Raw genomic sequence first — 21,109 nt, 5'->3', positions numbered from 1 at the left:
GCAAAGACGCTTAAAGAGAATTTTTCTTTAATGCGTCTTTTTTTCTATATATTTATCAAAATCAAAGGGGGGGATGAGTAAGATGGCAATGATAGGAACGATAATCGTTTATATTATTATGATTTGTGCCGTTTTAGGTGCGATCGGAGCAATTCGAGATGCAGAGTATGGGATTGGTAAAGAATTTATGAATGGTATCCATACTGTAGGGCATATTTTTGTACCCGCGGCAGGAATCATGGCAGCTATACCTTACTTAACGTGGTTTATTAGTCACTTTATTAGTCCGGTTTTTGAATGGATTGGAGCTGATCCAGCAATAGCCGCAACAACAATTTTAGCGTCGGACATGGGGGGATATCAATTAGCAAATGCCTTAAAGGAATCCTATGAAGGATGGGTGATGGCACTTGTTGTTGGTTTTATGTCAGGTGCAACAATTGTATTCTCAATTCCGATGGGTCTTGCGATGTTAGACAAGCGTGATCATAAGTATATGGCATTAGGAATTATGGCGGGCGTTTTAACAATTCCGATTGGTGCATTTATTTCATCAATCATGATTGTGATGTTTAACACGGAAGTTCGTGAAGTCATTAGTACTACATCTGCACCAACTTATGTTTTTGCCATTTCTGTTTTACAAATATTACTTAATTTATTGCCTTTATTTATTTTTGTAATCTTAATTGCGTTAGGGCTAAAGCTCATTCCAAATGGCATGATCAAAGGTTTTATGATTTTTGGACGTGTAATGGATGCGGCGATTAAGCTTGTACTTGTGTTCTCGATTGTTGAAATTTTTACGGGTCTTTTTACAAAGATTTTTGGGGCATGGGGCTTTGATCCAATCATGGCAGATAGTGTTGACCAATTCCGTGCATTAGAAACGGCTGGTTATATCGGTATTATGTTAGCGGGTGCATTCCCAATGGTCTACTTAATCCGAAAATATGCTTCTAAACCGCTAGAAACAGCAGGTAAAAAATTAGGTCTTTCATCGGTAGGAAGTGCAGGGATTTTAGCAACGAGTGCAAATATTTTAGCTATGTTTACACTCATTCGTCAGATGCCGCCAAAAGATAAAGTAATCAACATTGCCTTTGGAGTTTGTTCAGCATTCCTGTTAGGTGATCATTTATCATTTACTGCTAATTTCCAGCCAACAATTATTTTACCTGTAATGGCAGGGAAGCTTTTAGCAGGAATCATTGCCATTTTCTTTGCCTATAAGCTATCAGTACCTACAGCTTTAAAATTGGAACAAGAAGATCGCAAGGCAGGCATCATTAAAGAGGGAGAATATTTAACAGATCAAAAGTCTTGATAGAAAGAAGTGATGTCGTATGAGTGAAGAAAAGAAACGATTTATTCAGGAATTTGTGCCGGGTAAGCAACTAACGTTGAGTCATTTAATAGCAAATCCAGATCCTGAAATGTTTCAAAAACTTGGTATTCAAGAAGCGGGTGCACTTGGCATTATGACTTGTACACCGAGTGAAACAGTCATTATTGCTGGGGATATAGCTACAAAGGCAGCGAATGTAAAACTAGGGTTTTTAGATCGTTTTACGGGCAGTCTCGTTATTGTGGGTAGTGTCTCTGAAGTTGAAATGGCGATGTTAGAAATTAATCGTTTTCTTTCAGAAATGCTAGGTTATACGCCATCTAAAATAACGAAGTCATAGGATGTGCCATATGAAAAATCGAGTAATGATAATAGGCGGTGTGCAAGCTGGTAAGTCAACGCTAATGAATGCGTTATTAGGCAAAGATAGAAAAGCCAATAAAACGCAGGCACTCGTTTTTGATGACTGGATTGTTGATACACCTGGAGAATATATAGAAAATCCGATGTATTACAGAAATATTATGGCAACATCGCTCGAAGTGACGCATGTAATTTATTTACAGGATGCCACATCCTCAAGGAGTGTTTTTCCACCACAATTTAGCTTGGGCATTCCTAAAATACAAATTGGCGTCATTACCAAAATAGATGCACCTCTTGCAGATGTGGAAAGAGCAACAACTTTATTAAAAAACGTTATGACACACGGTCCAATCGTTCAAACATCTTCGTGGCAAATGCTTGGAATTGAGTATATTGCACCGCTAATTCAGCTCAATTCAGACGAGGAAATTCGCCAATTTGTTAAGGATCGTGATAGTCCCTATCTTATTTATTGTTCTTAGTGGCGTAGAGGGAGGCATAAGTTGAAAACAGAAAAAATTTATAGTGCAGGCATTGATATTGGGACAAGTACAACAAAGATGGTTGTTAGTAGTTTTCTGTTGAAAAACGTTGCTGGTGTGACACATGTGCCGCGGATAGAAATAATTGAAAAAACGGTGTTACATCAAAGTCCTATTATTAAAACACCGTTTCTCAATGATGACATTATCGATATGGAACAGATAGAACAATTTATATTTCAGCAATATCAACTTGCTCAAATTTCACCGGCAGATATATCAACAGGTGCCATTATTATTACGGGTGAATCTGCAACGAAGGAAAATGCCAGTGAGGTTGTCCATGCAATTGCTGACTCAGCAGGTCATTTTCTAGTTGCGACTGCAGGGCCTGATTTAGAGGGGATTATTGCCGCCAAAGGTGCAGGTACTGTCCAACTGTCAAAAAACACAGGCAAAGTCATTGCCAATATAGATATTGGTGGCGGTACGGCTAATATCGCAGTTATGCAGTACGGTGAAGTCATTGGCACATGTACATTGCATGTTGGTGGTAGATTAATTGAATTTTATAATGGCAAAATTCTTTCTATTTCTCCACCTATTAAGAAGCTCATGGAGAAGTGGCCAAAACCATTACAGCTAGGGGATTCGGCAGACGATGCTCGCGTTGGGCAGCTTATTCAAGAAATGGTGCGCTTCTTAGCTAAGACATTAAGTGGGCAAGAAATTGATGCCGAGCATCCATTGTTATTAGGACATTTGCCAAATTGGCATAAGCCAGTCGATGCAATCGTCTTTTCAGGAGGGGTAGCTTCCTGTATATATAACCATGATTGTACGCATCGTCAGTACGATGATATCGGCGATAAACTAGCAAATATGCTATTACAGCATGAGCAACTGCAAACATTTTTATGGCTACAGCCACAAGAAACTGCACGAGCAACAGTGACTGGGGCAGGTACACAAACAACTGAAATTAGTGGTGCCACCATTCAAGTGGATGCAGATGTTTTACCGTTAAAAAATGTCCCTGTATTTAATTGCCATATGAGTATCGCATCAAAAGCGTTTGATCATATGGTAAAGACAGCAGTGGATAGAGCAGATGCACTCTTTTCGATAGAGGATAAACACGCTCCATTTGCACTTTATTTTAGTGAGTTACCGTACTTAAGTTTTCAGGATGTCCATACATTATGCGAGGCCATTTTACAGCATTTAGGAACAAGAAGCTCCAAGGACATACCAATTATCATAGTCATTCAATCAGATTATGCAAAGGTTATAGGGCAAACGTTGCAAGCTATTAATCCAATGGTTCCTATACTATGTATCGATCAAATTAAAGTAGAAACAGGTGATTATATTGACATTGGGCAAGTGCTACCTTCTGGTGTTGTCCCTGTTGTTGTCAAAACACTAGCTTTCCACTCAAAGTAAGGAGGATGAATGTGAATCTATCGGTGATATTTGGTGGAGAAAAATATAATTTTCATTCATTAAAAGACGTAATGGCTAAGGCCAATGAAGAAAAATCGGGAGATCGGCTAGCGGGTATTGCTGCTGAAACCGTACAGCAACGAATTGCAGCAAAAGCTGTGCTAAGTGAATTACTAGTCAAGGATATACGAGAGAATCCTTTAGTTCCTCCAGAAAATGATGAGGTCACACGCATTATTGAAGGGGATATCAATGAACAAATTTACGGAGAAATAAAAAATTGGAGCATTGAACAACTTAGAGAATATATTTTATCGAATGATACAGGAGATCGAGAGTTAAAGCGCTTAAGTAAGGGCATGAATTCAGAAATTATTGCAGCTGTTACAAAGCTAATGTCTAACTTGGATCTTGTTCATGCGGCCAATAAGGTAGAAATACTTTCAACGTGCAATATTACGATTGGGCAAAAGGGTACGCTTTCCTCAAGACTACAGCCCAACCACCCAACAGATAATATTGACGGAATTATCGCTTCCTTAAAAGAAGGATTGTCTTATGGAATAGGCGATGCCGTTATTGGCATTAACCCTGTAGACGATTCTGTCGAAAGCGTTAAAAAAGTTTTACATGCTACAAAAGAATTTATTAATGATTGGTCGATTCCTACACAGAACTGTGTATTGGCTCATATTACAACACAAATGAAAGCTATCAAGCAAGGGGCGCCAGCCGATATGATTTTCCAAAGTATTGCTGGTACTGAAATTGCCAACCGCTCGTTTGGTATTTCTGCAGACTTAATTCGAGAAGCAGAGGAGCTTGTGAAAAAACAAGGAACGGGAACTGGCCCTAATTTATTTTACTTTGAAACAGGGCAAGGCTCGGAGCTTTCTGCAGAAGCACATATGGGCATTGACCAAGTAACATTGGAATCACGCAATTATGGATTCGCAAGACATTTTAATCCGTATATTGTCAACACAGTTGTTGGTTTCATCGGTCCTGAGTATTTGTATAACAACAAACAAGTTATTCGGGCAGGGCTAGAAGACCACTTTATGGGTAAAATGCACGGCATTCCAATGGGAGTAGATATTTGTTACACGAATCATATAAAGGCAGACCAAAATGATGTAGAAGATTTAAGTGTGTTACTAACCGCAGCAGGCGTGAACTTTATTATTGCAGCACCTATGGGAGACGATATTATGTTGAACTACCAGTCAATGAGTTTCCATGATGTTGCAACGTTGCTTCAAACATTTGGTAAAAAACCGGCGCCCGAATATTTAGCTTGGTTAGAAAAAATGGGCATTTACGAAAATGGGCGACTTTCAGCTAGAGCTGGCGATTTATCGATATTTGAAAGGTAGGTGAGACCATTGAATGAACAGCTAGTATCCATGATTACGCAGCTTGTTATGGAGAAAATGAGTAACGATACATCAAACAATTTATCTGAAGAAATAACTACACCGACTGTAGAACAGAGAGAACCACTTATTAAGTTCTATGAAACAGCAGTTAATCATTCTGAAGCGCTACCAAATCCAATTGCGACATCAGATCAACCATTAATTAAGCTTTACAATCATGCATCATCTACACAAGAATATTCGCACAGTGCAACGATTGAAGACCATCCTTCTACAGCGGAACCTGCTAAGGCATTTCAGTTTGAAGCGGAAACTATATCTGAAAGTGTACAAGCGGCAAAAAAACATACACCTGCAAGAATCGGTGTAGGTAGAGCAGGAACAAGGCCAAAAACAAAAACTTGGTTGAAGTTCCGCCTCGATCATGCAGCAGCAGTAGATGCCGTATATGGAGAAGTGACAGAAGAGCTATTGCAAAAATTGAATGTCTTTCAAGTAACAACACGAGTAACTGATAAAGAAGAATACATTACTAGACCGGATTTAGGTCGTCGCTTATCAGATGAATCGAAAGCACTTATTCAATCATCATGCAAAGCACGTCCAACAGTCCAAATCATTATTTCTAACGGCTTAAGTGCGAGTGCGATTGAAGAAAATGTACAGGATGTTTATTTAGCATTACAGCAAAGTCTTAGCAATTTAAATATCGAAATAGGCACTACTTTTTATATAGATAAAGGGCGTGTTGCCTTAATGGATGAGATTGGCGAACTATTGCAAGCAGAGGTCATTGTTTACTTAATTGGTGAACGTCCTGGGCTTGTGTCAGCTGAGTCGATGAGTGCGTATTTATGTTATCAGCCGAGAATGGGCACAGTCGAAGCGGATCGAATGGTTATATCAAACATTCATAAAGGTGGTATTCCGCCACTTGAGGCAGGTGCTTATTTAGGTACAGTAGTTCAAAAAATATTGCAATACAAGGCTAGTGGCGTAAATCTTGTCGCTAAAGAAGGTTAGGAGGGAAGTAATGAATCCTCAAAAAATAATGGCTGAAATTTTGGCAATGCAGATGATTCCTAGAGTGAATAGAGAATTAGCAGCACAGCTTGAGCTAAAGCCAAATCAGCATAGCATTGGGCTAGTCACACTAACGATTGATGATGTCGGATATGTGGCATTAGACGAAGCGACGAAAAAAGCTGATGTGGCTGTCGTTTATGCAAAAAGCTTTTATGCAGGTGCGGCACACGCGTCAGGCCCATTATCTGGTGAAATGATTGGCATTATTGCGGGAAGCTCACCAGACGAAATTCGCAGTGGGTTGGAAGCAATTGAACAAAAGATTCAATTCGATACTTATTTTGAAGCAATTAATGGCAATGAAAGCCATGCTCTTTTTGCGCATACTGTTGCAAGCTGTGGAACCTATTTGGCCGAGCTAGCAGATGTGAAGGTTGGCACTGCACTCGCTTACTTAATCGCACCACCAATTGAGGCGGTCGTTGGTTTAGATGCCGCTTTAAAAGCAGCGGACGTAGAGCTAAAACTATTTTTTGGACCACCTTCAGAAACTAACTTTGGTGGTGGCATAGTAAGTGGCAGTCAGTCTTCATGTCAAGCTGCTGCAGACGCTTTTAGAGAAGCAATAGAAAATGTTGCAAGAAATCCCGATATTTAGAAAGGAGGCGGCTTTATGGCTTCTTTAGATAAAGATTTATTAGCCATTCAGGAAATGAGAGATGCCGTTAGACAGGCAAATACAGCACAAGCAGCCTATATGCAATTTTCACAGCAACAAGTGGATACTATTGTAAAGGCTGTGGCGGATGCCGCATTTAAAGAGGCAGAACGATTAGGCAAAATGGCTGTACAAGAAACAGGGATGGGTATCCCAAATCATAAAAAAATGAAAAATGAAGTTGCTTCTAGAGATGTTTATGAAGATATAAAAGATTTAAAGACTGTTGGTGTAATAGGCTCTGATCGTATAAAGAAAGTTACAGAGATTGCTAGCCCGTTTGGTGTTATTGCAGGTATTGTGCCAACAACGAATCCTACTTCAACTGCCATCTTTAAAACACTTATTTCATTAAAGACGAGAAATGGTCTTGTTCTGAGCCCACATCCTTATGCTGTTAAATGTACAAAGGAAGCTTTAGATATTTGTAGAGTGGCGGCGGAAAAGGCTGGAGCACCAGAAGGGTTGTTGCAATGTTTAACAATGTCTTCAATGGAAGCGACGCAACAATTAATGAAGCATCCTAATATTCATTTAATTTTAGCAACGGGTGGCGGTGCATTGGTAAAAGCGGCATACAGCTCTGGAAAACCTGCGTATGGAGTAGGGCCAGGAAATGTGCCGGCTTATATCGAAAAATCAGCCAATATCCAAAAAGCTAGTCGTCAGCTTGTACAAAGCAAATCGTTTGATAATGGCACAATTTGTGCAACAGAGCAGGCCATTATCGTGGATAAAGCTATTGCAGAACAAGTTTTAGCAGAGTTAAAGAAACAACATGCGTATATTTTAAGTGCAGAAGAGAAGTTGAAGATGGAGAAGCTGATTTCTCCTGTGCCAGGAAAAGTAAACCCTCAAATTGTTGGGAAATCAGCAGTGAGCTTGGCCAATTTAGTCGGTATTGTCGTGCCAGAAGAGACGAAAGTACTTGTTGGGTTGGAGACGATGATCGGTAAAAATATTCCATTTTCACTGGAAAAGCTTTCACCGATATTTGCGTTCTACACAGTAGAGGACAGCACAGAGGCTAAACAAGTGATGATCGATCTACTGAACATAGGGGGACGAGGTCATTCATGCTCAATTCATACGGAAAATGCAGCGTTAGCAGAGCAGTTTTCGCTGGATTTACCAGTGTCGCGTATTGTCGTTAACACATTATCTTCGATTGGTGCAGTTGGCGGTACGACTGGATTAGCCCCATCCTTTACATTAGGCTGTGGTACATTTGGCGGCAATATTACGTCCGATAACATTACAGCTAGACATTTATTAAATATTAAGCGTATGGCATATGGCATTAAAGATGTTGATGTGCCAAAACCGGAATTCGATATAGAGCCGGTAGTAGAGAATATCAAGGCGCAAGCACCATCACTAGATACAGAAGTGGTGCAACAAATTGTCGATCAAGTATTAAAGCAAATCACATTACAAACTAAATAATTTGGAGGAATGACAAATGAGTACAGCATTAGGAATGGTAGAAACAAAAGGTCTTGTAGGAGCAATTGAAGCGGCGGATGCAATGGTGAAGGCTGCAAGTGTTAATTTAGTTGGAAAAGTACATGTTGGTGGCGGAATTGTCACTGTCTTAGTTCGAGGCGATGTAGGCGCAGTAAAAGCAGCAACGGATGCAGGTGCAGCAGCAGCTCAACGTGTTGGAGAACTTCTATCTGTGCATGTAATTCCACGCCCGCATAACGAATTAGAATTAATCTTGCCAAAAGCAGAAGCTTAATTACAGCTTTGAAAGGGAGGCATTCATCTCTTACTGTAGATGGAGATGAATGCCTGCCATCAGCAAAAAATAATTGTTACTAGATTTAGAGGTGGCTAACTTGAACATAAAATCAAAAGCTTTTCCAGTTGCCATTTCAGCTCGTCATATACATGTAAGTGAAGAGGATTTACAAGCACTATTTGGTCCAAACGCAACGTTGACGAAGGATTTCGATCTTTCTCAGCCAGGACAGTTTGCAGCAAAAGAGCGTGTTTCTATTGAAGGACCAAAAGGTGTTATTCACAATGTGCGTGTATTAGGACCTGTTAGAGCAGCAACGCAAGTGGAAATTAGTCGAACAGATGCAATGAAATTAGGTTTAACCCCTCCTGTAAGGCAATCGGGAGATATCGCAAATTCAGCTAGCATCAAACTAATTAATCAACGACAAGAAATTATGATAGAGCAGGGAGTCATTATTGCACAAGCACATATTCATATGACAGAAGAAGATGCGCGAGTATTTGAAGTCAACAATAATGAATTAGTCTCTGTAGAAGTTGACAGTGAAAGACCTGTAACATTCCGCGGCGTAGTCGTGCGTGTATCGAATGATTTTAGCTTAGAAATGCATATCGATACAGATGAAGCGAATGCAGGCTTTATTGAACAGCAAGCAAAGGGAAGAATTGTTAAATCATTTTAATAAGGAGGAGGTTTGATGCAGGAACAATTAGTGCAAAAAATCGTTGAAGAAGTTTTACAGCAAGTATTAAAAAATCAGCCTTCCCCACCAGATGACGGTAAAATTCCTATCGGTGTATCAGCTCGACATGTTCATCTTGCACAGGCAGAAGTGGAGCAACTTTTTGGCGAAAATTATCAATTAACGCCCAAATTTGAGCTGTCACAGCCAGGCCAATTTGCAGCTGAAGAAACGGTAGTTATTGCGGGACCTAAAGGCTCTATTGAAAGGGTTCGCATATTAGGTCCAGCACGCGCTTTAACACAAGTGGAAGTTAGCTGGACAGATGCGATGAAACTTGGCGTCAAGCCACCATTAAGAGTATCTGGAGATATTAAAGGCTCAAGCCCTGTTACGCTAATTGGACCAAAAGGTAGTGTCGTACTAACAGAAGGTCTCATTATTGCACAAGCTCATATTCATATGTCACCTGCAGATAGCGTGAGATTCCAAGTAGTGGATGGGCAGTCAGTGCAAATCAACGTTCAGGGAATACGGCCTATTATTTTATCCAATGTGATTATTCGCGTGTCTGAACGCTATCGCTTGGAAATGCATATTGATACAGATGAAGCAAATGCAGGCTTGATTCAACAAGGCGCTTTTGCTGAAATCGTCAATAGCCAAGCGATTGAACCGATGACTGCGAAAGAACGCTCTGTAGTCGTAAATCAAACGCCGGAAAAACAATCGATTTATCATTTTGAAAAAAAGCTCCTTTCACAGGTGGAAGTGCTTGAAATAGAAGCTCAAGAAATTGTTGTGCCGAAAAGAACCATCGTAACAGCGCTAGCTTATGACAAAATAAGAGAGTTGAATAAAAAATTAACGATTCGCTCTGAATAATAAGTATTATCCAGGCAACATAAAGAGGGTGAGTTCATGCAGATGGGAAGAGTGATTGGAAGCGTTTGGGCAACACGCAAGGAAGAAGGGTTGAATGGCTTAAAGCTATTAATTATTCAACCAATTGACTCTAATCAGCAGCCAATTCGCACGGAAATGGTTGCAGCTGATCGCATAGGGGCAGGCATTGGCGATAATGTGCTCATTACGAGTGGGGGATCATCCCGTTATATTATGAAAGATAATCCACTTCCTATTGATGCAGTTGTAATAGGTATTATAGATTCAACAGATGTTATGCGAGGTGAGGACAATGAGTAGTGCAATTGGCATGATAGAAACAAAGGGATTAGTAGGCTCTTACGAAGCAGCAGATGCGATGATTAAGGCATCTGATGTCACGATTGTCAAACAAGAATTTGTGGATGGTGGTATCGTGACCATCGTCGTAAAAGGTGATGTTGGATCGGTACAAGCAGCAGTCGATGCTGGCAAAGAGGCAGCTAAGCGCGTTGGAGAATTGTTAAGCGCTCATGTCATTCCTAGACCTGACGAAGAAGTATTCAACATGATTAAAGGACCAGAAACGCCAAAGAAAAAAATAGCACCAACCCCCGTGCGTGCTAAAAAAACGACAGAAGCTACGGACAATTGAGGTGAAGCATAATGGCATTTCGCAAAAATAAAATTGCTGTTATTGGAGCTGGTCACACTGGTGCAACATTAAGCTTATTCTTGGCACAAAAGGAATTAGGTGATGTAGTGTTGCTAGATATTCCAGAAGCCGAAAATCCAACAAAAGGAAAGGCACTGGATTTATTACAAACAGGACCGATTGAAAAGTTTAATGTATCTATACATGGAACGAGTAATTATGAGGATATTGCAGGTGCATCTATCGTTATTATTACGGCAGGTATCCCTCGGAAACCAGGAATGAGTCGAGATGATTTAGTTACAACAAATGCTAAAATCATTCAGCATGTTTCGAAACAAATAAAACAGTATGCCCCTAATAGCATTGTAGTCGTTTTAAGCAATCCTGTTGATGCAATGACTTATGTTTGCTATAAGGAAACAGGCTTTCCAAAAAATCGTATCATCGGTCAATCTGGTGTGTTAGATACCGCGCGATTTAATGCATTTATAGCGCAAGAGTTACAAATTGCTCCCGAAGATGTATCAGGGTTTGTATTAGGTGGACATGGTGATGAAATGGTGCCATTAATCCGCTATTCCTATGCAGGGGGCATCCCATTAGAAAAGCTTATTCCGCAAGATAAACTACAGCAAATCGTCGAACGTACACGTAAAGGTGGCGGCGAAATTGTTGGTTTATTAGGAAATGGCAGTGCTTATTATGCACCAGCAGCAGCCTGTGCTCAAATGGTCGAAATTATTATGAAGGATCAGCGAAAAATTATTCCTTCGATCGCCCTGTTAGAAGGGGAGTACGGCTACAATGATTTATTTTTAGGTGTACCGACGATTTTAGGCGGCAATGGCATTGAATCGGTCATTGAATTACACCTGACACATGAAGAAAAAACGGCACTCAATCAATCAGCAGAAGCCGTTAAGCAAGTATTACAAATTTGCCAAAACATTTAACTAGTAACTTTTAATTTATATAGCGTTTCCCCAACGATATATAAATTGTTTTAAAATATGTTTGATTGGAAACCGAACATGAACATGAAATCCCCAATTTAAAATAGAGGCTCCCTTCATATAGAAGGGAGCTACTTTTCATTTGATTTAAATAAGAGACTATTACCCATGTGGGGGAATCGCCGGAAGAACTGCGCGAACCGCCGATAGAATCATAGAAATCGCCGGTAAACCTATGAAAACCGCCGATTAACCTACCGAAATCGCTGGTAAGGTATGGGGAGATGCAATCTAGCGGGAGTCTCCGTGGATTATTACTTGGCTAGTCATTAATTACCAAACTGGCAGTCTATATAGATTTCAATTGTCAGAATTGTTTGGGTGACTGGCACAGAAGGCTATGACCGCTACAATGCCCAGGGTTAAAAAAGCCACTATCCATGATATTTCAGTCGCAATGTATGAAAGTAGTAATCCCAACAAACCTCCAAAAATAAAATACCAGAAATATTTCATTTGAAACCCTTTTTTCTTTTTTAGTAGTCTCTAGGTGATTTTTATTATACAAAGATTTCATTAAATTTTCAGGAGAGCTTTTCTTCAAAATTCAAAAGTCCAAAATATACAAAATATTCGAAAATATGCTAAACTAATAAGGTGAAAAAAGGGGGATGATTGGATTTGACTGTACAGCAATTTACAGACTATGTGAAAAAAATGCAGCACTATCAGGAAGCGCTAGGTGTGATGTATTGGGATATGCGCACTGGTGCTCCTAAGAAGGGATTAGCGCAGCGTTCAGAAGTAGTGGGCACATTATCGGCCTCCTTATTTGATATGCAAACGAGTGAACAATTAGGGGAACTACTAACTGCTTTAGAAGCTCAAAAAACAGACCTTGATTATGTTACACGACGTTTAGTGGAGGAAGTGCGCAAAAATTACGATCAAAATAAAAAGATTCCAGCTGAAGAGTATAAAGAATATGTTATTTTACAAGCGAAAGCAGAAACGGTTTGGGAAGAAGCAAAAGCAACGAATAATTTTGCGCAATTTTTACCTTATTTAGAGGAAATCATTCAATGGCAAAAGAAATTTATTCAATATTGGGGCATTAAAAACGGCTCTACATACAATACGTTACTCGATTTATATGAACCAGATATGACTACCGATGTGCTAGATCAAGTATTTGGTGAATTACGTGAAACGATAGTGTCACTTGTACAAAAAATCGCAGCTTCTCCGAATAAACCAGATACAAGTATGTTATTTAAACAATTTCCGAGAGAAGCACAGCGAGCATTATCATTAGAAATGCTTGCACATCTTGGCTATGATTTTGAAGCGGGTCGCTTAGATGAAAGTGTTCACCCTTTCATGATTGGCATCAATCATGGAGATGCGCGTATTACAACGAAATATGATGAGCATGATTTCCGTTCGGCCATCTTTGGCACAATTCATGAATGTGGGCATGCCATGTATGAGCAAAATATTGATGCCAAACTTGCAGGTACACCGTTAGCAATGGGAACATCGACGGGCATCCATGAATCGCAATCACTATTCTATGAAAATCTTGTCGGACGAAATGAAAAGTTTTGGGAGCATAACTATGAACGCTTGCAAAAGCATTCGCCAGAACAGTTTGGAGAAATCCCATTAGTTGATTTTCTTCGTGCCATTAATATGGTAGAACCATCACTTATTCGAATTGAAGCGGATGAGCTAACGTATCCACTGCATATTATGATTCGTTACGAAATTGAACGTGATTTGTTCAATGGAGACTTGCTAGCCAAAGACCTTCCAGAAGTGTGGAATGCTAAGTATGAAGAATATTTAGGCATCCGACCTGACAACGATGCCAAAGGCGTTTTACAAGACGTGCACTGGGCAGGGGGCATGTTTGGTTACTTCCCATCCTACGCACTAGGGATGATATATGCAGCGCAATGGAAGCATGCGATGGATAAAGATCTTCCAAACTTCGATGACTTACTTGCAAATGGCGAGCTCCTGCCAATACGTGAGTGGTTAACGGAGAAAGTACATCAATACGGTGCGCTGAAAAAACCGTTTGAGCTATTACAAGAGGCGACAGGTGAAGGCTTAAATGCCAAGTATCTTGCAAACTACTTACAAGAAAAATATACAAAGCTCTATCAGTTATAAAAAACAAGCGATTTCTCTACAATGAGAAATCGCTTGTTGCTTTACCAAAGCTTATAGCATTTTGAGACTGCAGGTGAGTTAGAGATAATGAAAAAAATCTGAGTCATCAGTGTTCTTTATAAAATGTACAAAAATTTAACAAGTTATTTTTAAAATGAGACAATAAAGTCAATAATCTTCTTTTTAAAGTCATAATTTAAATCAATTAGAGGATTACCTGCAACTGCTAGTTGAGATAGCTTTTCTATAATATTATTCCAATCACTCTCATAGTTTGTACTCCAAGTATTTTCTATATCTTTAATACGATTAGATTTTATTTTTTGAAAAATTTCATTTTTTAAGGCCTTTGAAATTTTTTTCCCGTTAGGATAATAAATATTCCATTTATCGTACTCATAAAAGTAGTGATTAAGTTCGTCATTAGTTTCAATTTTATATTCATCATACATAATTGTAAAATCTTTAAGTGGTTCAAATATAATATTACATTGTTCGGCATTTACATTTATCATACCTGCTATAATTGAGTGATAATGATTAATTCCACCAATATTATCAATATTTTTTTCTTTAATTGTTTTTAAATCTTTTTTGTAAATTATGTAAATTGAATTTTGAAAGTGTTTCCACGACCTCATATATGTGCGTGGTATTAAATGATGATATTTAGAGTTGTTAGACATATTATCCACCTCTTTCTATTAATAATGAAATAAGATTACCTCATTAAAGATATTATCCCTTAAAAAAGTTGAAATAGTAAATGAAATAATATAGTTATTGGAAAAATAATAAATGCAATTTAAAAATGCTAGTTACTTTATTCAACAAACGTGCGCGATTGTTGAACAACACCATTACGAAATAAACAGAACTTTTTAAAAACGAAACTAATAACTGCCGATAAAGATTCCATTTTGATCAATCCCTTTTCAAACTCATTCTTTATATTTATTGTAAAATACTGGTCGTCTGTGGTATTTTTATGACCAAACTTTATGTCAAAGCAACATTTAGTGAACGAATTATGCTTTTTTTTGACGTACAATCGTTTATTGAAATGAGCGTTTTTTGTGCTCTTTCAGAAAGGAGGTTACAATATAAGTAATAAAAGGGAATTACCGAAAGTGGGAATTGTAAATGAAAAATAAAAATATTATGTTTTTAGCAATGGCGTCTGCATTAGTAACACCTGCATTAGTTGCGCCTTTAAATGTAACAGCAGAAGTTGTTCAAACAGCTTCAGTTGGCGATTTTAAAGATGTAACGAAATCACATCCGTATTATAAAATAATCAATGAAATGCGTGATAAAAATATCATTACTGGTTACGATGATGGAACTTTTAAACCTGATGCAAAGATTAATCGTCAACATGCTGCGGTGCTAATCAAACGAGTAACATCATTAACACCAATAGTACCGGAAAAGGCTTATAACGATATCCCGTCATCACACATGTACCATGATGCTATTAAACAGCTTCAACAAGCAGGAGTTATAAAAGCAGATGCAAAAGGAAATTTCAACCCTACTAAAGATTTAACACGTGGGGAAATGGCGTTAATTTTAGCTAACGCTTTTAATTTAGAAGCAATGGCAGAGCATCCCTTCAAGGACGTAAGTAAGACTAGTGACGAGGGGAAAGCGATTGCGGCATTATATGAGGCAGACATCACAACTGGTTATGATGATGGAACATTTAAACCAAATGAATCATTATCTCGTGCGCATTACGCTGTTTTCTTGTATAGAGCATTAAACTACGAAAAAAACAATGGTAAGCCTGTTGAAGAAGGTCCAGTGGATATTCCGAAGTTAAGCATGGGGATGAGCTTAGAGGATTTTAAGAAAGTTGTGGCTAATGATAAATCACTTTATAGTGTTGATCCCAATTTTGAAGCTCATAAAGCTAAAGAAAATTCTTTTAATGACCCTCGCCATAAGAAATTATTAATTGAGGGAGTTGAAATTGTTAAAAAAACAAATTTCAAATATAAAGCGGTAGGTGCAAATATTCAATTAGAAGAGCCTAATTATGTAAGTACATTACCACCAGGGTTTATGTCTACTCAAATTAGCTTATTGTATAACAATAATACAAAAGACATTCGATTTAATTTCGATTTTACAAGCGAAGATACAGTTAATTTATCTAGAGAATTTTTTAAACTAGCATACCCAGAACTAGCATCATTAGATAGTAAGATTAATGAACTAGCTAAAGAAGCAAGGGAAGCTTATGCTGCAGAAAAAGATGTGCATTATTCAGAAAGAGAATTTACTGGAAATGTAATCATCGAGCATATCGGTGATTATAAAATCACATTAGGAGCAGGGCAAAGACTAGAGTACTTTAGAATTGACTTAGAAAAGGAATAACAGGAGTGATTAAACGAAATCATTTACTGGAAAAAGGGTATGGCTTACTTTCTTAGCTGTACTCGTTTTCTTCTCCTCAATGATACAAAGTGCCTTTGCTGCTATTAGTGTTCCATCTAATTATACGGATAGCTCAAATAACAGGGTGCTTTACTTTAATAACGATTTTCGACAATCGGGCGCGTTTGTTGAGCAACACCATTAGAAAATGATCAAACTTTTTTTAAAAACAAAACTAATATCTTCTGATAAAGAATCCATTTTGATTATTTGAGGGATTTTTTTGTTGGATTATGACAGAATCGGATATCTAATAAATCTTATTTATACATTAAAATTTGGCGGATAAATGATTTAGAGCTGATTATATTAATAATCAGCTCTTGGAAGTTTATTCGATTTTATGATATTCTGTTGTTGAAAGTATTTTGTTTCAACCGCTTTGATTCTGCGAAAATCAAAGCGGTTTTTTAGTTGAATGCGTCAAATAATGCCTCTTTAACTCGGTATAAACAGTTTTCATATTTTTGTTTGGATACTTTTGTTGTTAAATATTTTTGTTCATTGTTTGTTAGAACAAATAATGCTTTTAATAAATCAATTGCTTGATCATTATTTATTAGTATTTGGAAGTCTTGGGTAAAGATATAATTAAATTTTTCAGGTAGTAAAGGGAGACTATCAAAATCTTTTATTGTTGATGCGCGATAATAAGATGTTGTTAATAAATTTTTTGTACTACTGTATTTATCTATCCATCCATTATTTCTTAAAATATTGCTTAGGGCTGTAAAGTCGCGGCCGTCACCATAATTGTTTAATGTGTCCATAATAACGTCTAAAGAATCTTCTGTTACTGAAAGAATTTTTATTTGTTTCTGTTGCTTGTTGTTGTGACTTTCTAAATGTTGACGGATTTCTTTTAAAATAGGTGAAGAAGTAAAGTCAATATTTCTTCCTTCTTCATTTGGTGTAGCTAATCTGAGAGTTGCTTCGTAAAGTGCCATAAATGAACCTCCTAAAAATTTTTAATTATTGAATAAACTCATTAATATTTACTATATATTAGTTTCCAAAAAATATCAATGCTGAAAAATAGATTTTTGATACTGATTTAGAATTTTAGCTATATTAAGAAGACTAAAACTCTAAATTAGAATGAAAATTTACCATTTTAGATTTTTTAACTCTATTTCCGTTGGTTTAAATCATATTATTTCTATACGTCCGTGTCCAACTTCTCTGATCAGGTTGAAACGGATGCATACAAGCGATGTGACAGGTATTTAATTGGGAACAATGGGGTTTTTGTAACTTGGACTTAAGGGCATTAGTTACCTTCAAAGATCCTGGTGAGATAAAGGCTGATTGGGAAGATTGGTCGTGGAATACTTTAATATAATACTCAACAATCGGGCGCGATTCTGAAAAAAGTATCAACGCTCTTTTTCATTAAAGGGCCTTAGTATTGAATAACAATTTTTCTGAAATATTACCAAACGATGCTTAGGGTGCATAAATAATGAAACTTTTATTACTCAACTTCCGTATAATAGTTTAAATTAATTATTATATGATGAGTTAAAAGTGTTAAAAAGGAGGAGATTATATGCAGAATGGAACATCACCATTAAGTACATATGTTATTAAAAATCTTATGTTAGAAGCGTTGTCCTATACAGAAAGTGATATTGATCCAGAAGGGAATTATTTTAAACAATATGGATATGCAGGCACCCAAAATGATTTATTTAGATTGACTGAAGGTCTAGCTATAAAAAAAGGATTAATTCCAAATAATGTCCCTCTTAGTCATGAAGCTTGGGGATGTCATGGAAGTAATTTGTTTGAAGGATCTAATACAAATTTCAAAAGAATAGAAATTGAGCGTTTATTTGAGACATTTGGAATTTTACTTAATCAAAATATAATAGCTCAAGGGATGTATAGAAACAGTCCCTTTTTACCTTTTTTTCACGTAACGGATCATGGGCTAGATTGTATAGAGCAACAAGAAATTCTTCCATATGATTTTGATGGATATCTAAGTCAAATTCGAAATATACAGGACATTGATAGCTGGGTTATTTATTATATGAGTGAAGCTGTAAGATGTTTTAATTCTGGCTGCTATAACGCTGCTACAATTATGATAGGATTATCTGCTGAAAAAATTGTATTAGATTTAATTGAAGCATTTAAGAGTTATTTAAAGAATAATAAGACAACATTAACAACAAGAAGTAACTTTAATTATCAAGGAGACTTAGATATATCCTTCATATCAGAAGTAGATAATGTATTGCAAATATCCATCAAGTATACAAAATTTAATGAATACTTTAATGGAATTAATAATCATGAAGCATCAGTGTTTGGTGTACTTGATAAATCAGCCAGAAACACCTTTTTTGATTATATACGCTTGATTAGAAACGAAGTCTCGCACCCAAATGATATTGAAAAGAATGAAACTGAGACATTATTATTATTTGTTAGTTTCATTAAGTATATAAATTTACAAACTCAATTGACTTCTATACTTAAAGTGATATAGATTCACAATATCTAACACTGTTTTAACTATCAAAACAGTTAGAAGCATATTGTGTTGAGTGAAAAAAAGAGTTTCTAAGGGTGAAACAAGATATTCTAAATGCAACGCCAATTCAGGGGAATAGAATTGAACTGCACACATAGGTATCACCTAACGGTATGCTTTACTTTAACAAGCAAAAGACTAATCACCCACTTGATATTCAGCAATCGGGCGCTTTCCTTGAATGAATTGAAGTGACCCCAAAAAGTTAGACATTATTTTAAGTTAAGCTGCGGATTGGATTCCGTACTGTATCGGACTCAATCTTAATTTTCCTTTGATACGTTTGTGATTGTAGTATTCGATATACAGTTCAAGCTCACGCTTGAAGTGAACCATACTCCAAATTCTTGTAAATATAATAACTCAGATTTTAATAAACCAAAAAAGTTCTCAATTATTGCATTATCTAAACAGTTGCCTTTACGAGACAGGCTTTGGCTAATACCCTGCTGTTTTAAGGCGTTAGTATTGTTTCATTTGATAATGACAACCTAATCAGAGAGCCTTGAAATACACGTTTTAAAAGTTCTATTTATGAAGTAGTGTTAATCAAAATTAAAATACAAAGCATAAAAAATCACTTCTCATGATGAAAAATTATGCGGGTTGTTTTTTATGCTTTTAAAGGTCACAACAGGATAGACACAGGAAAGTATTAGGTAATGCCGAGCACCCTTACAAAAATCCCTTTTTACTCTAAAACATATAAGTCGATAAAAATAATATGTTTATGACCGATTTCCATGTTTAAAATTAGTCAAGATGTATTTGGCTCTCACTGTCTACGCCATTTGATCTTAAAACTCTTGAAAATTCTTGTGCGTATGCCAGTGCTCGCTCGGCAGACTGTGATTTATGACGTATTACGAATAAATATCCGTTTTTGTTAACACGGCCCTTATTACTTTTTTTAAGCCATTTAACAAAATCATGTTTTTTGTCTTTAAAATAGATTATTGCCCATCCTAATTTTCCTTCTAGATGGGGTTCAGAAATACCTGAGAAAATTATAGGTGTCGGAATATGTTTGTCACCTGCTATCTTACCCGCTTCATTTGCTAGACGGAACAGTTCACTCCATTTGTCGTTACCTTCTAAAATTTTTGGCAGAGCAATAATTGGTCGTTCTGATAAGCCATCATGCGGCAAATCCTTCGCAGGGTGAATAGTAACTAACTGCATTGATTCTTTTGGTCGAATAATCCAGGCAGTTCTTACAGTACGAATTGTTTCATTAAGACCGGTTATCTGGATATCTACATGATATTTTATACCGTACTCATCAACTCTTATTTCTCGTACTTCACCATCGTTTAACCCTAATTTTATTTGTTCCGCTAAATATCGCCAGTCCTCTTTCTCAATATTGAGTTCTTCCTTAAAAAATTTCGCTTTAGACCCACCCTCAGAATGTTGTAAATTTAACGCATAGTTAGCAAGTTTATTTTCTGGGATAATTATTTCTTCATCTCTATTACCTGTTGTTAAAACAGCATCTCGTTCTATGCTTTTGTCCCATAAAGCTTTTTGAAATGCTTCTGCTACCTTTTTATGATGACCGAATTTACCTTTGCTTTTAAAAATATTACTCGTTTTTTTGCCACTTTCAGAAAAAGAATTTGGCATTGGAATATTTGGGAAGTCAAAATCAAATTCATAAGGATCAATAGCCTGAGTTTTGAAAGATTTAAAATAAACGCTCCAGTCAAAATCTACCTGACCCTCTTTATAAAAAATCGTATTATCTTTGATAAAAGCATTGGAAATTAAAAATCGACTAAATAGTATTTGATGAAGTGGATTACCTGGATCAATCTCGGCTGCTCCTATATAAAAAGCTTGTTTCCGCAATGTAACATCCAATTGTAATGCCATATCGCTGCTAAGATTTGATGCTGTTATACAATAGATATTGTTTAAATTTATACCCATAATATTAAAGTCTTCTATATTATAGGTGTACCACGTTAAAGACATAGACTTAGTAAGATCGATAAGTAGAGATGTATATAAATATTTATCAAAAATGTATGTACTTGATATTTCTTTTCCTACTCTTTCGGAAGCAGCAAGTTGAGTTGAGACATTGCCTAACAGAAGGTCGCCAGATTGGATACTTACTGTCTCATTGGGGTTAAATTTTAATGTAGAGAGAGCAACGCTAAAGTAGTGGTTACATTTATTGCCGTAAAACCCTTTAAAGGGTGCATAATCGGCATTGCAAAAATAAACAAAGTTATTCATCCTAGCCTCC

General features: G+C 36.9%; 20 protein-coding genes and 1 pseudogene. 17 read left to right on the top strand and 4 right to left on the bottom strand.

Annotated elements, in window-relative coordinates; genetic code table 11:
- The first annotated feature begins 82 nt into the window (after positions 1-82).
- The 15 genes from eutH (at position 83) to NSQ74_RS17580 (ending at position 13,868) form a co-directional block, all read left to right on the top strand.
- Complete coding sequence (gene eutH / locus NSQ74_RS17650) at positions 83-1,327, top strand: ethanolamine utilization protein EutH (RefSeq protein ID WP_340825058.1); 1,245 nt, start codon at positions 83-85, stop codon at positions 1,325-1,327.
- 19 nt (positions 1,328-1,346) lie between these two features.
- On the top strand, positions 1,347-1,688 hold the full coding sequence (locus tag NSQ74_RS17645; RefSeq protein ID WP_340825057.1) for a BMC domain-containing protein: 342 nt from the start codon (positions 1,347-1,349) through the stop codon (positions 1,686-1,688).
- Between the two features lie 10 nt (positions 1,689-1,698).
- Positions 1,699-2,196 (top strand): EutP/PduV family microcompartment system protein, encoded by a 498-nt coding sequence (locus NSQ74_RS17640; RefSeq protein ID WP_340825055.1) that lies wholly within the window; start codon positions 1,699-1,701, stop codon positions 2,194-2,196.
- A 21-nt stretch (positions 2,197-2,217) separates the two neighbouring features.
- Positions 2,218-3,642, top strand: coding sequence for an ethanolamine ammonia-lyase reactivating factor EutA (locus tag NSQ74_RS17635; RefSeq protein WP_340825053.1), 1,425 nt, complete (start codon positions 2,218-2,220; stop codon positions 3,640-3,642).
- Between the two features lie 5 nt (positions 3,643-3,647).
- Entirely contained in the window at positions 3,648-5,018 is a 1,371-nt protein-coding gene (locus NSQ74_RS17630; protein WP_340825051.1) for an ethanolamine ammonia-lyase subunit EutB, read from the top strand.
- A 9-nt stretch (positions 5,019-5,027) separates the two neighbouring features.
- Entirely contained in the window at positions 5,028-6,044 is a 1,017-nt protein-coding gene (gene eutC / locus NSQ74_RS17625) for an ethanolamine ammonia-lyase subunit EutC (RefSeq protein ID WP_340825050.1), read from the top strand.
- 10 nt (positions 6,045-6,054) lie between these two features.
- Positions 6,055-6,705, top strand: a complete 651-nt coding sequence (gene eutL, locus NSQ74_RS17620) for an ethanolamine utilization microcompartment protein EutL (protein ID WP_340825048.1) — start codon at positions 6,055-6,057, stop codon at positions 6,703-6,705.
- 15 nt (positions 6,706-6,720) lie between these two features.
- Positions 6,721-8,211 carry an aldehyde dehydrogenase family protein gene (locus tag NSQ74_RS17615; RefSeq protein WP_340825046.1) on the top strand — a complete coding sequence of 497 codons (1,491 nt, stop codon included), beginning with the start codon at positions 6,721-6,723 and terminating at the stop codon, positions 8,209-8,211.
- Positions 8,212-8,227: 16 nt separating this feature from the next.
- Positions 8,228-8,506: a BMC domain-containing protein gene (locus NSQ74_RS17610; RefSeq protein WP_024363388.1), complete on the top strand. Its 279-nt coding sequence runs from the start codon at positions 8,228-8,230 to the stop codon at positions 8,504-8,506.
- 100 nt (positions 8,507-8,606) lie between these two features.
- A complete protein-coding gene (locus tag NSQ74_RS17605) occupies positions 8,607-9,194 on the top strand; it encodes a phosphate propanoyltransferase (protein WP_402760019.1) in 588 nt (195 codons plus the stop codon).
- Positions 9,195-9,209: 15 nt separating this feature from the next.
- Positions 9,210-10,079, top strand: coding sequence for a phosphate propanoyltransferase (pduL, locus tag NSQ74_RS17600; RefSeq protein ID WP_340825039.1), 870 nt, complete (start codon positions 9,210-9,212; stop codon positions 10,077-10,079).
- Between the two features lie 36 nt (positions 10,080-10,115).
- Positions 10,116-10,400, top strand: a complete 285-nt coding sequence (locus NSQ74_RS17595; RefSeq protein WP_340825038.1) for a EutN/CcmL family microcompartment protein — start codon at positions 10,116-10,118, stop codon at positions 10,398-10,400.
- Positions 10,393-10,734 carry a BMC domain-containing protein gene (locus NSQ74_RS17590; protein WP_340825036.1) on the top strand — a complete coding sequence of 114 codons (342 nt, stop codon included), beginning with the start codon at positions 10,393-10,395 and terminating at the stop codon, positions 10,732-10,734. Before NSQ74_RS17595 ends, NSQ74_RS17590 begins: the two co-directional genes overlap by 8 nt.
- An 11-nt stretch (positions 10,735-10,745) precedes the next feature.
- Positions 10,746-11,690: a malate dehydrogenase gene (gene mdh / locus NSQ74_RS17585; RefSeq protein ID WP_340825035.1), complete on the top strand. Its 945-nt coding sequence runs from the start codon at positions 10,746-10,748 to the stop codon at positions 11,688-11,690.
- 681 nt (positions 11,691-12,371) lie between these two features.
- Positions 12,372-13,868: a carboxypeptidase M32 gene (locus NSQ74_RS17580; RefSeq protein WP_340825034.1), complete on the top strand. Its 1,497-nt coding sequence runs from the start codon at positions 12,372-12,374 to the stop codon at positions 13,866-13,868.
- Positions 13,869-14,017: 149 nt separating this feature from the next.
- On the opposite strand, the gene NSQ74_RS17575 is transcribed toward NSQ74_RS17580, so the two are convergent.
- A complete protein-coding gene (locus NSQ74_RS17575) occupies positions 14,018-14,554 on the bottom strand; it encodes a DUF4238 domain-containing protein (protein ID WP_340825033.1) in 537 nt (178 codons plus the stop codon).
- A 457-nt stretch (positions 14,555-15,011) separates the two neighbouring features.
- Between NSQ74_RS17575 and NSQ74_RS17570 the strand changes: the two genes are divergently transcribed.
- Positions 15,012-16,253, top strand: a complete 1,242-nt coding sequence (locus NSQ74_RS17570) for an S-layer homology domain-containing protein (RefSeq protein WP_340825032.1) — start codon at positions 15,012-15,014, stop codon at positions 16,251-16,253.
- A 470-nt stretch (positions 16,254-16,723) separates the two neighbouring features.
- Here the strand turns inward: NSQ74_RS17570 and NSQ74_RS17565 are convergent, their stop codons facing one another.
- On the bottom strand, positions 16,724-17,260 hold the full coding sequence (locus tag NSQ74_RS17565) for a hypothetical protein (RefSeq protein ID WP_340825030.1): 537 nt from the start codon (positions 17,258-17,260) through the stop codon (positions 16,724-16,726).
- A gap of 602 nt (positions 17,261-17,862) precedes the next feature.
- Here NSQ74_RS17565 and NSQ74_RS17560 point away from each other — a divergent pair.
- A complete protein-coding gene (locus tag NSQ74_RS17560) occupies positions 17,863-18,810 on the top strand; it encodes a hypothetical protein (protein ID WP_340825028.1) in 948 nt (315 codons plus the stop codon).
- A 267-nt stretch (positions 18,811-19,077) separates the two neighbouring features.
- Here the strand turns inward: NSQ74_RS17560 and NSQ74_RS17555 are convergent.
- Positions 19,078-19,347: pseudogene (locus NSQ74_RS17555) on the bottom strand (transposase); the annotation flags it as partial.
- Between the two features lie 261 nt (positions 19,348-19,608).
- Complete coding sequence (locus NSQ74_RS17550; protein ID WP_340825027.1) at positions 19,609-21,099, bottom strand: DUF6883 domain-containing protein; 1,491 nt, start codon at positions 21,097-21,099, stop codon at positions 19,609-19,611.
- Positions 21,100-21,109: the final 10 nt, after the last annotated feature.

The sequence above is a fragment of the Lysinibacillus sp. FSL W8-0992 genome (genome assembly GCF_038008685.1).
Lineage (GTDB): Bacteria > Bacillota > Bacilli > Bacillales_A > Planococcaceae > Lysinibacillus.
This window is presented reverse-complemented; position numbering and strand designations above follow the sequence as displayed.

Excerpts from the sequence above, each read along its gene's own strand:
- NSQ74_RS17560 (WP_340825028.1), top strand. The coding sequence starts at position 17,863 with ATGCAGAATGGAACATCACCATTAAGTACATATGTTATTAAAAATCTT.
- NSQ74_RS17595 (WP_340825038.1), top strand. The coding sequence starts at position 10,116 with ATGCAGATGGGAAGAGTGATTGGAAGCGTTTGGGCAACACGCAAGGAA.
- NSQ74_RS17615 (WP_340825046.1), top strand. The coding sequence starts at position 6,721 with ATGGCTTCTTTAGATAAAGATTTATTAGCCATTCAGGAAATGAGAGAT.
- NSQ74_RS17640 (WP_340825055.1), top strand. The coding sequence starts at position 1,699 with ATGAAAAATCGAGTAATGATAATAGGCGGTGTGCAAGCTGGTAAGTCA.
- NSQ74_RS17550 (WP_340825027.1), bottom strand. The coding sequence starts at position 21,099 with ATGAATAACTTTGTTTATTTTTGCAATGCCGATTATGCACCCTTTAAA.
- NSQ74_RS17565 (WP_340825030.1), bottom strand. The coding sequence starts at position 17,260 with ATGGCACTTTACGAAGCAACTCTCAGATTAGCTACACCAAATGAAGAA.
- mdh (WP_340825035.1), top strand. The coding sequence starts at position 10,746 with ATGGCATTTCGCAAAAATAAAATTGCTGTTATTGGAGCTGGTCACACT.
- NSQ74_RS17630 (WP_340825051.1), top strand. The coding sequence starts at position 3,648 with ATGAATGTGAATCTATCGGTGATATTTGGTGGAGAAAAATATAATTTT.
- eutL (WP_340825048.1), top strand. The coding sequence starts at position 6,055 with ATGAATCCTCAAAAAATAATGGCTGAAATTTTGGCAATGCAGATGATT.
- eutH (WP_340825058.1), top strand. The coding sequence starts at position 83 with ATGGCAATGATAGGAACGATAATCGTTTATATTATTATGATTTGTGCC.
- NSQ74_RS17645 (WP_340825057.1), top strand. The coding sequence starts at position 1,347 with ATGAGTGAAGAAAAGAAACGATTTATTCAGGAATTTGTGCCGGGTAAG.
- NSQ74_RS17590 (WP_340825036.1), top strand. The coding sequence starts at position 10,393 with ATGAGTAGTGCAATTGGCATGATAGAAACAAAGGGATTAGTAGGCTCT.
- pduL (WP_340825039.1), top strand. The coding sequence starts at position 9,210 with ATGCAGGAACAATTAGTGCAAAAAATCGTTGAAGAAGTTTTACAGCAA.
- NSQ74_RS17570 (WP_340825032.1), top strand. The coding sequence starts at position 15,012 with ATGAAAAATAAAAATATTATGTTTTTAGCAATGGCGTCTGCATTAGTA.
- NSQ74_RS17610 (WP_024363388.1), top strand. The coding sequence starts at position 8,228 with ATGAGTACAGCATTAGGAATGGTAGAAACAAAAGGTCTTGTAGGAGCA.
- NSQ74_RS17575 (WP_340825033.1), bottom strand. The coding sequence starts at position 14,554 with ATGTCTAACAACTCTAAATATCATCATTTAATACCACGCACATATATG.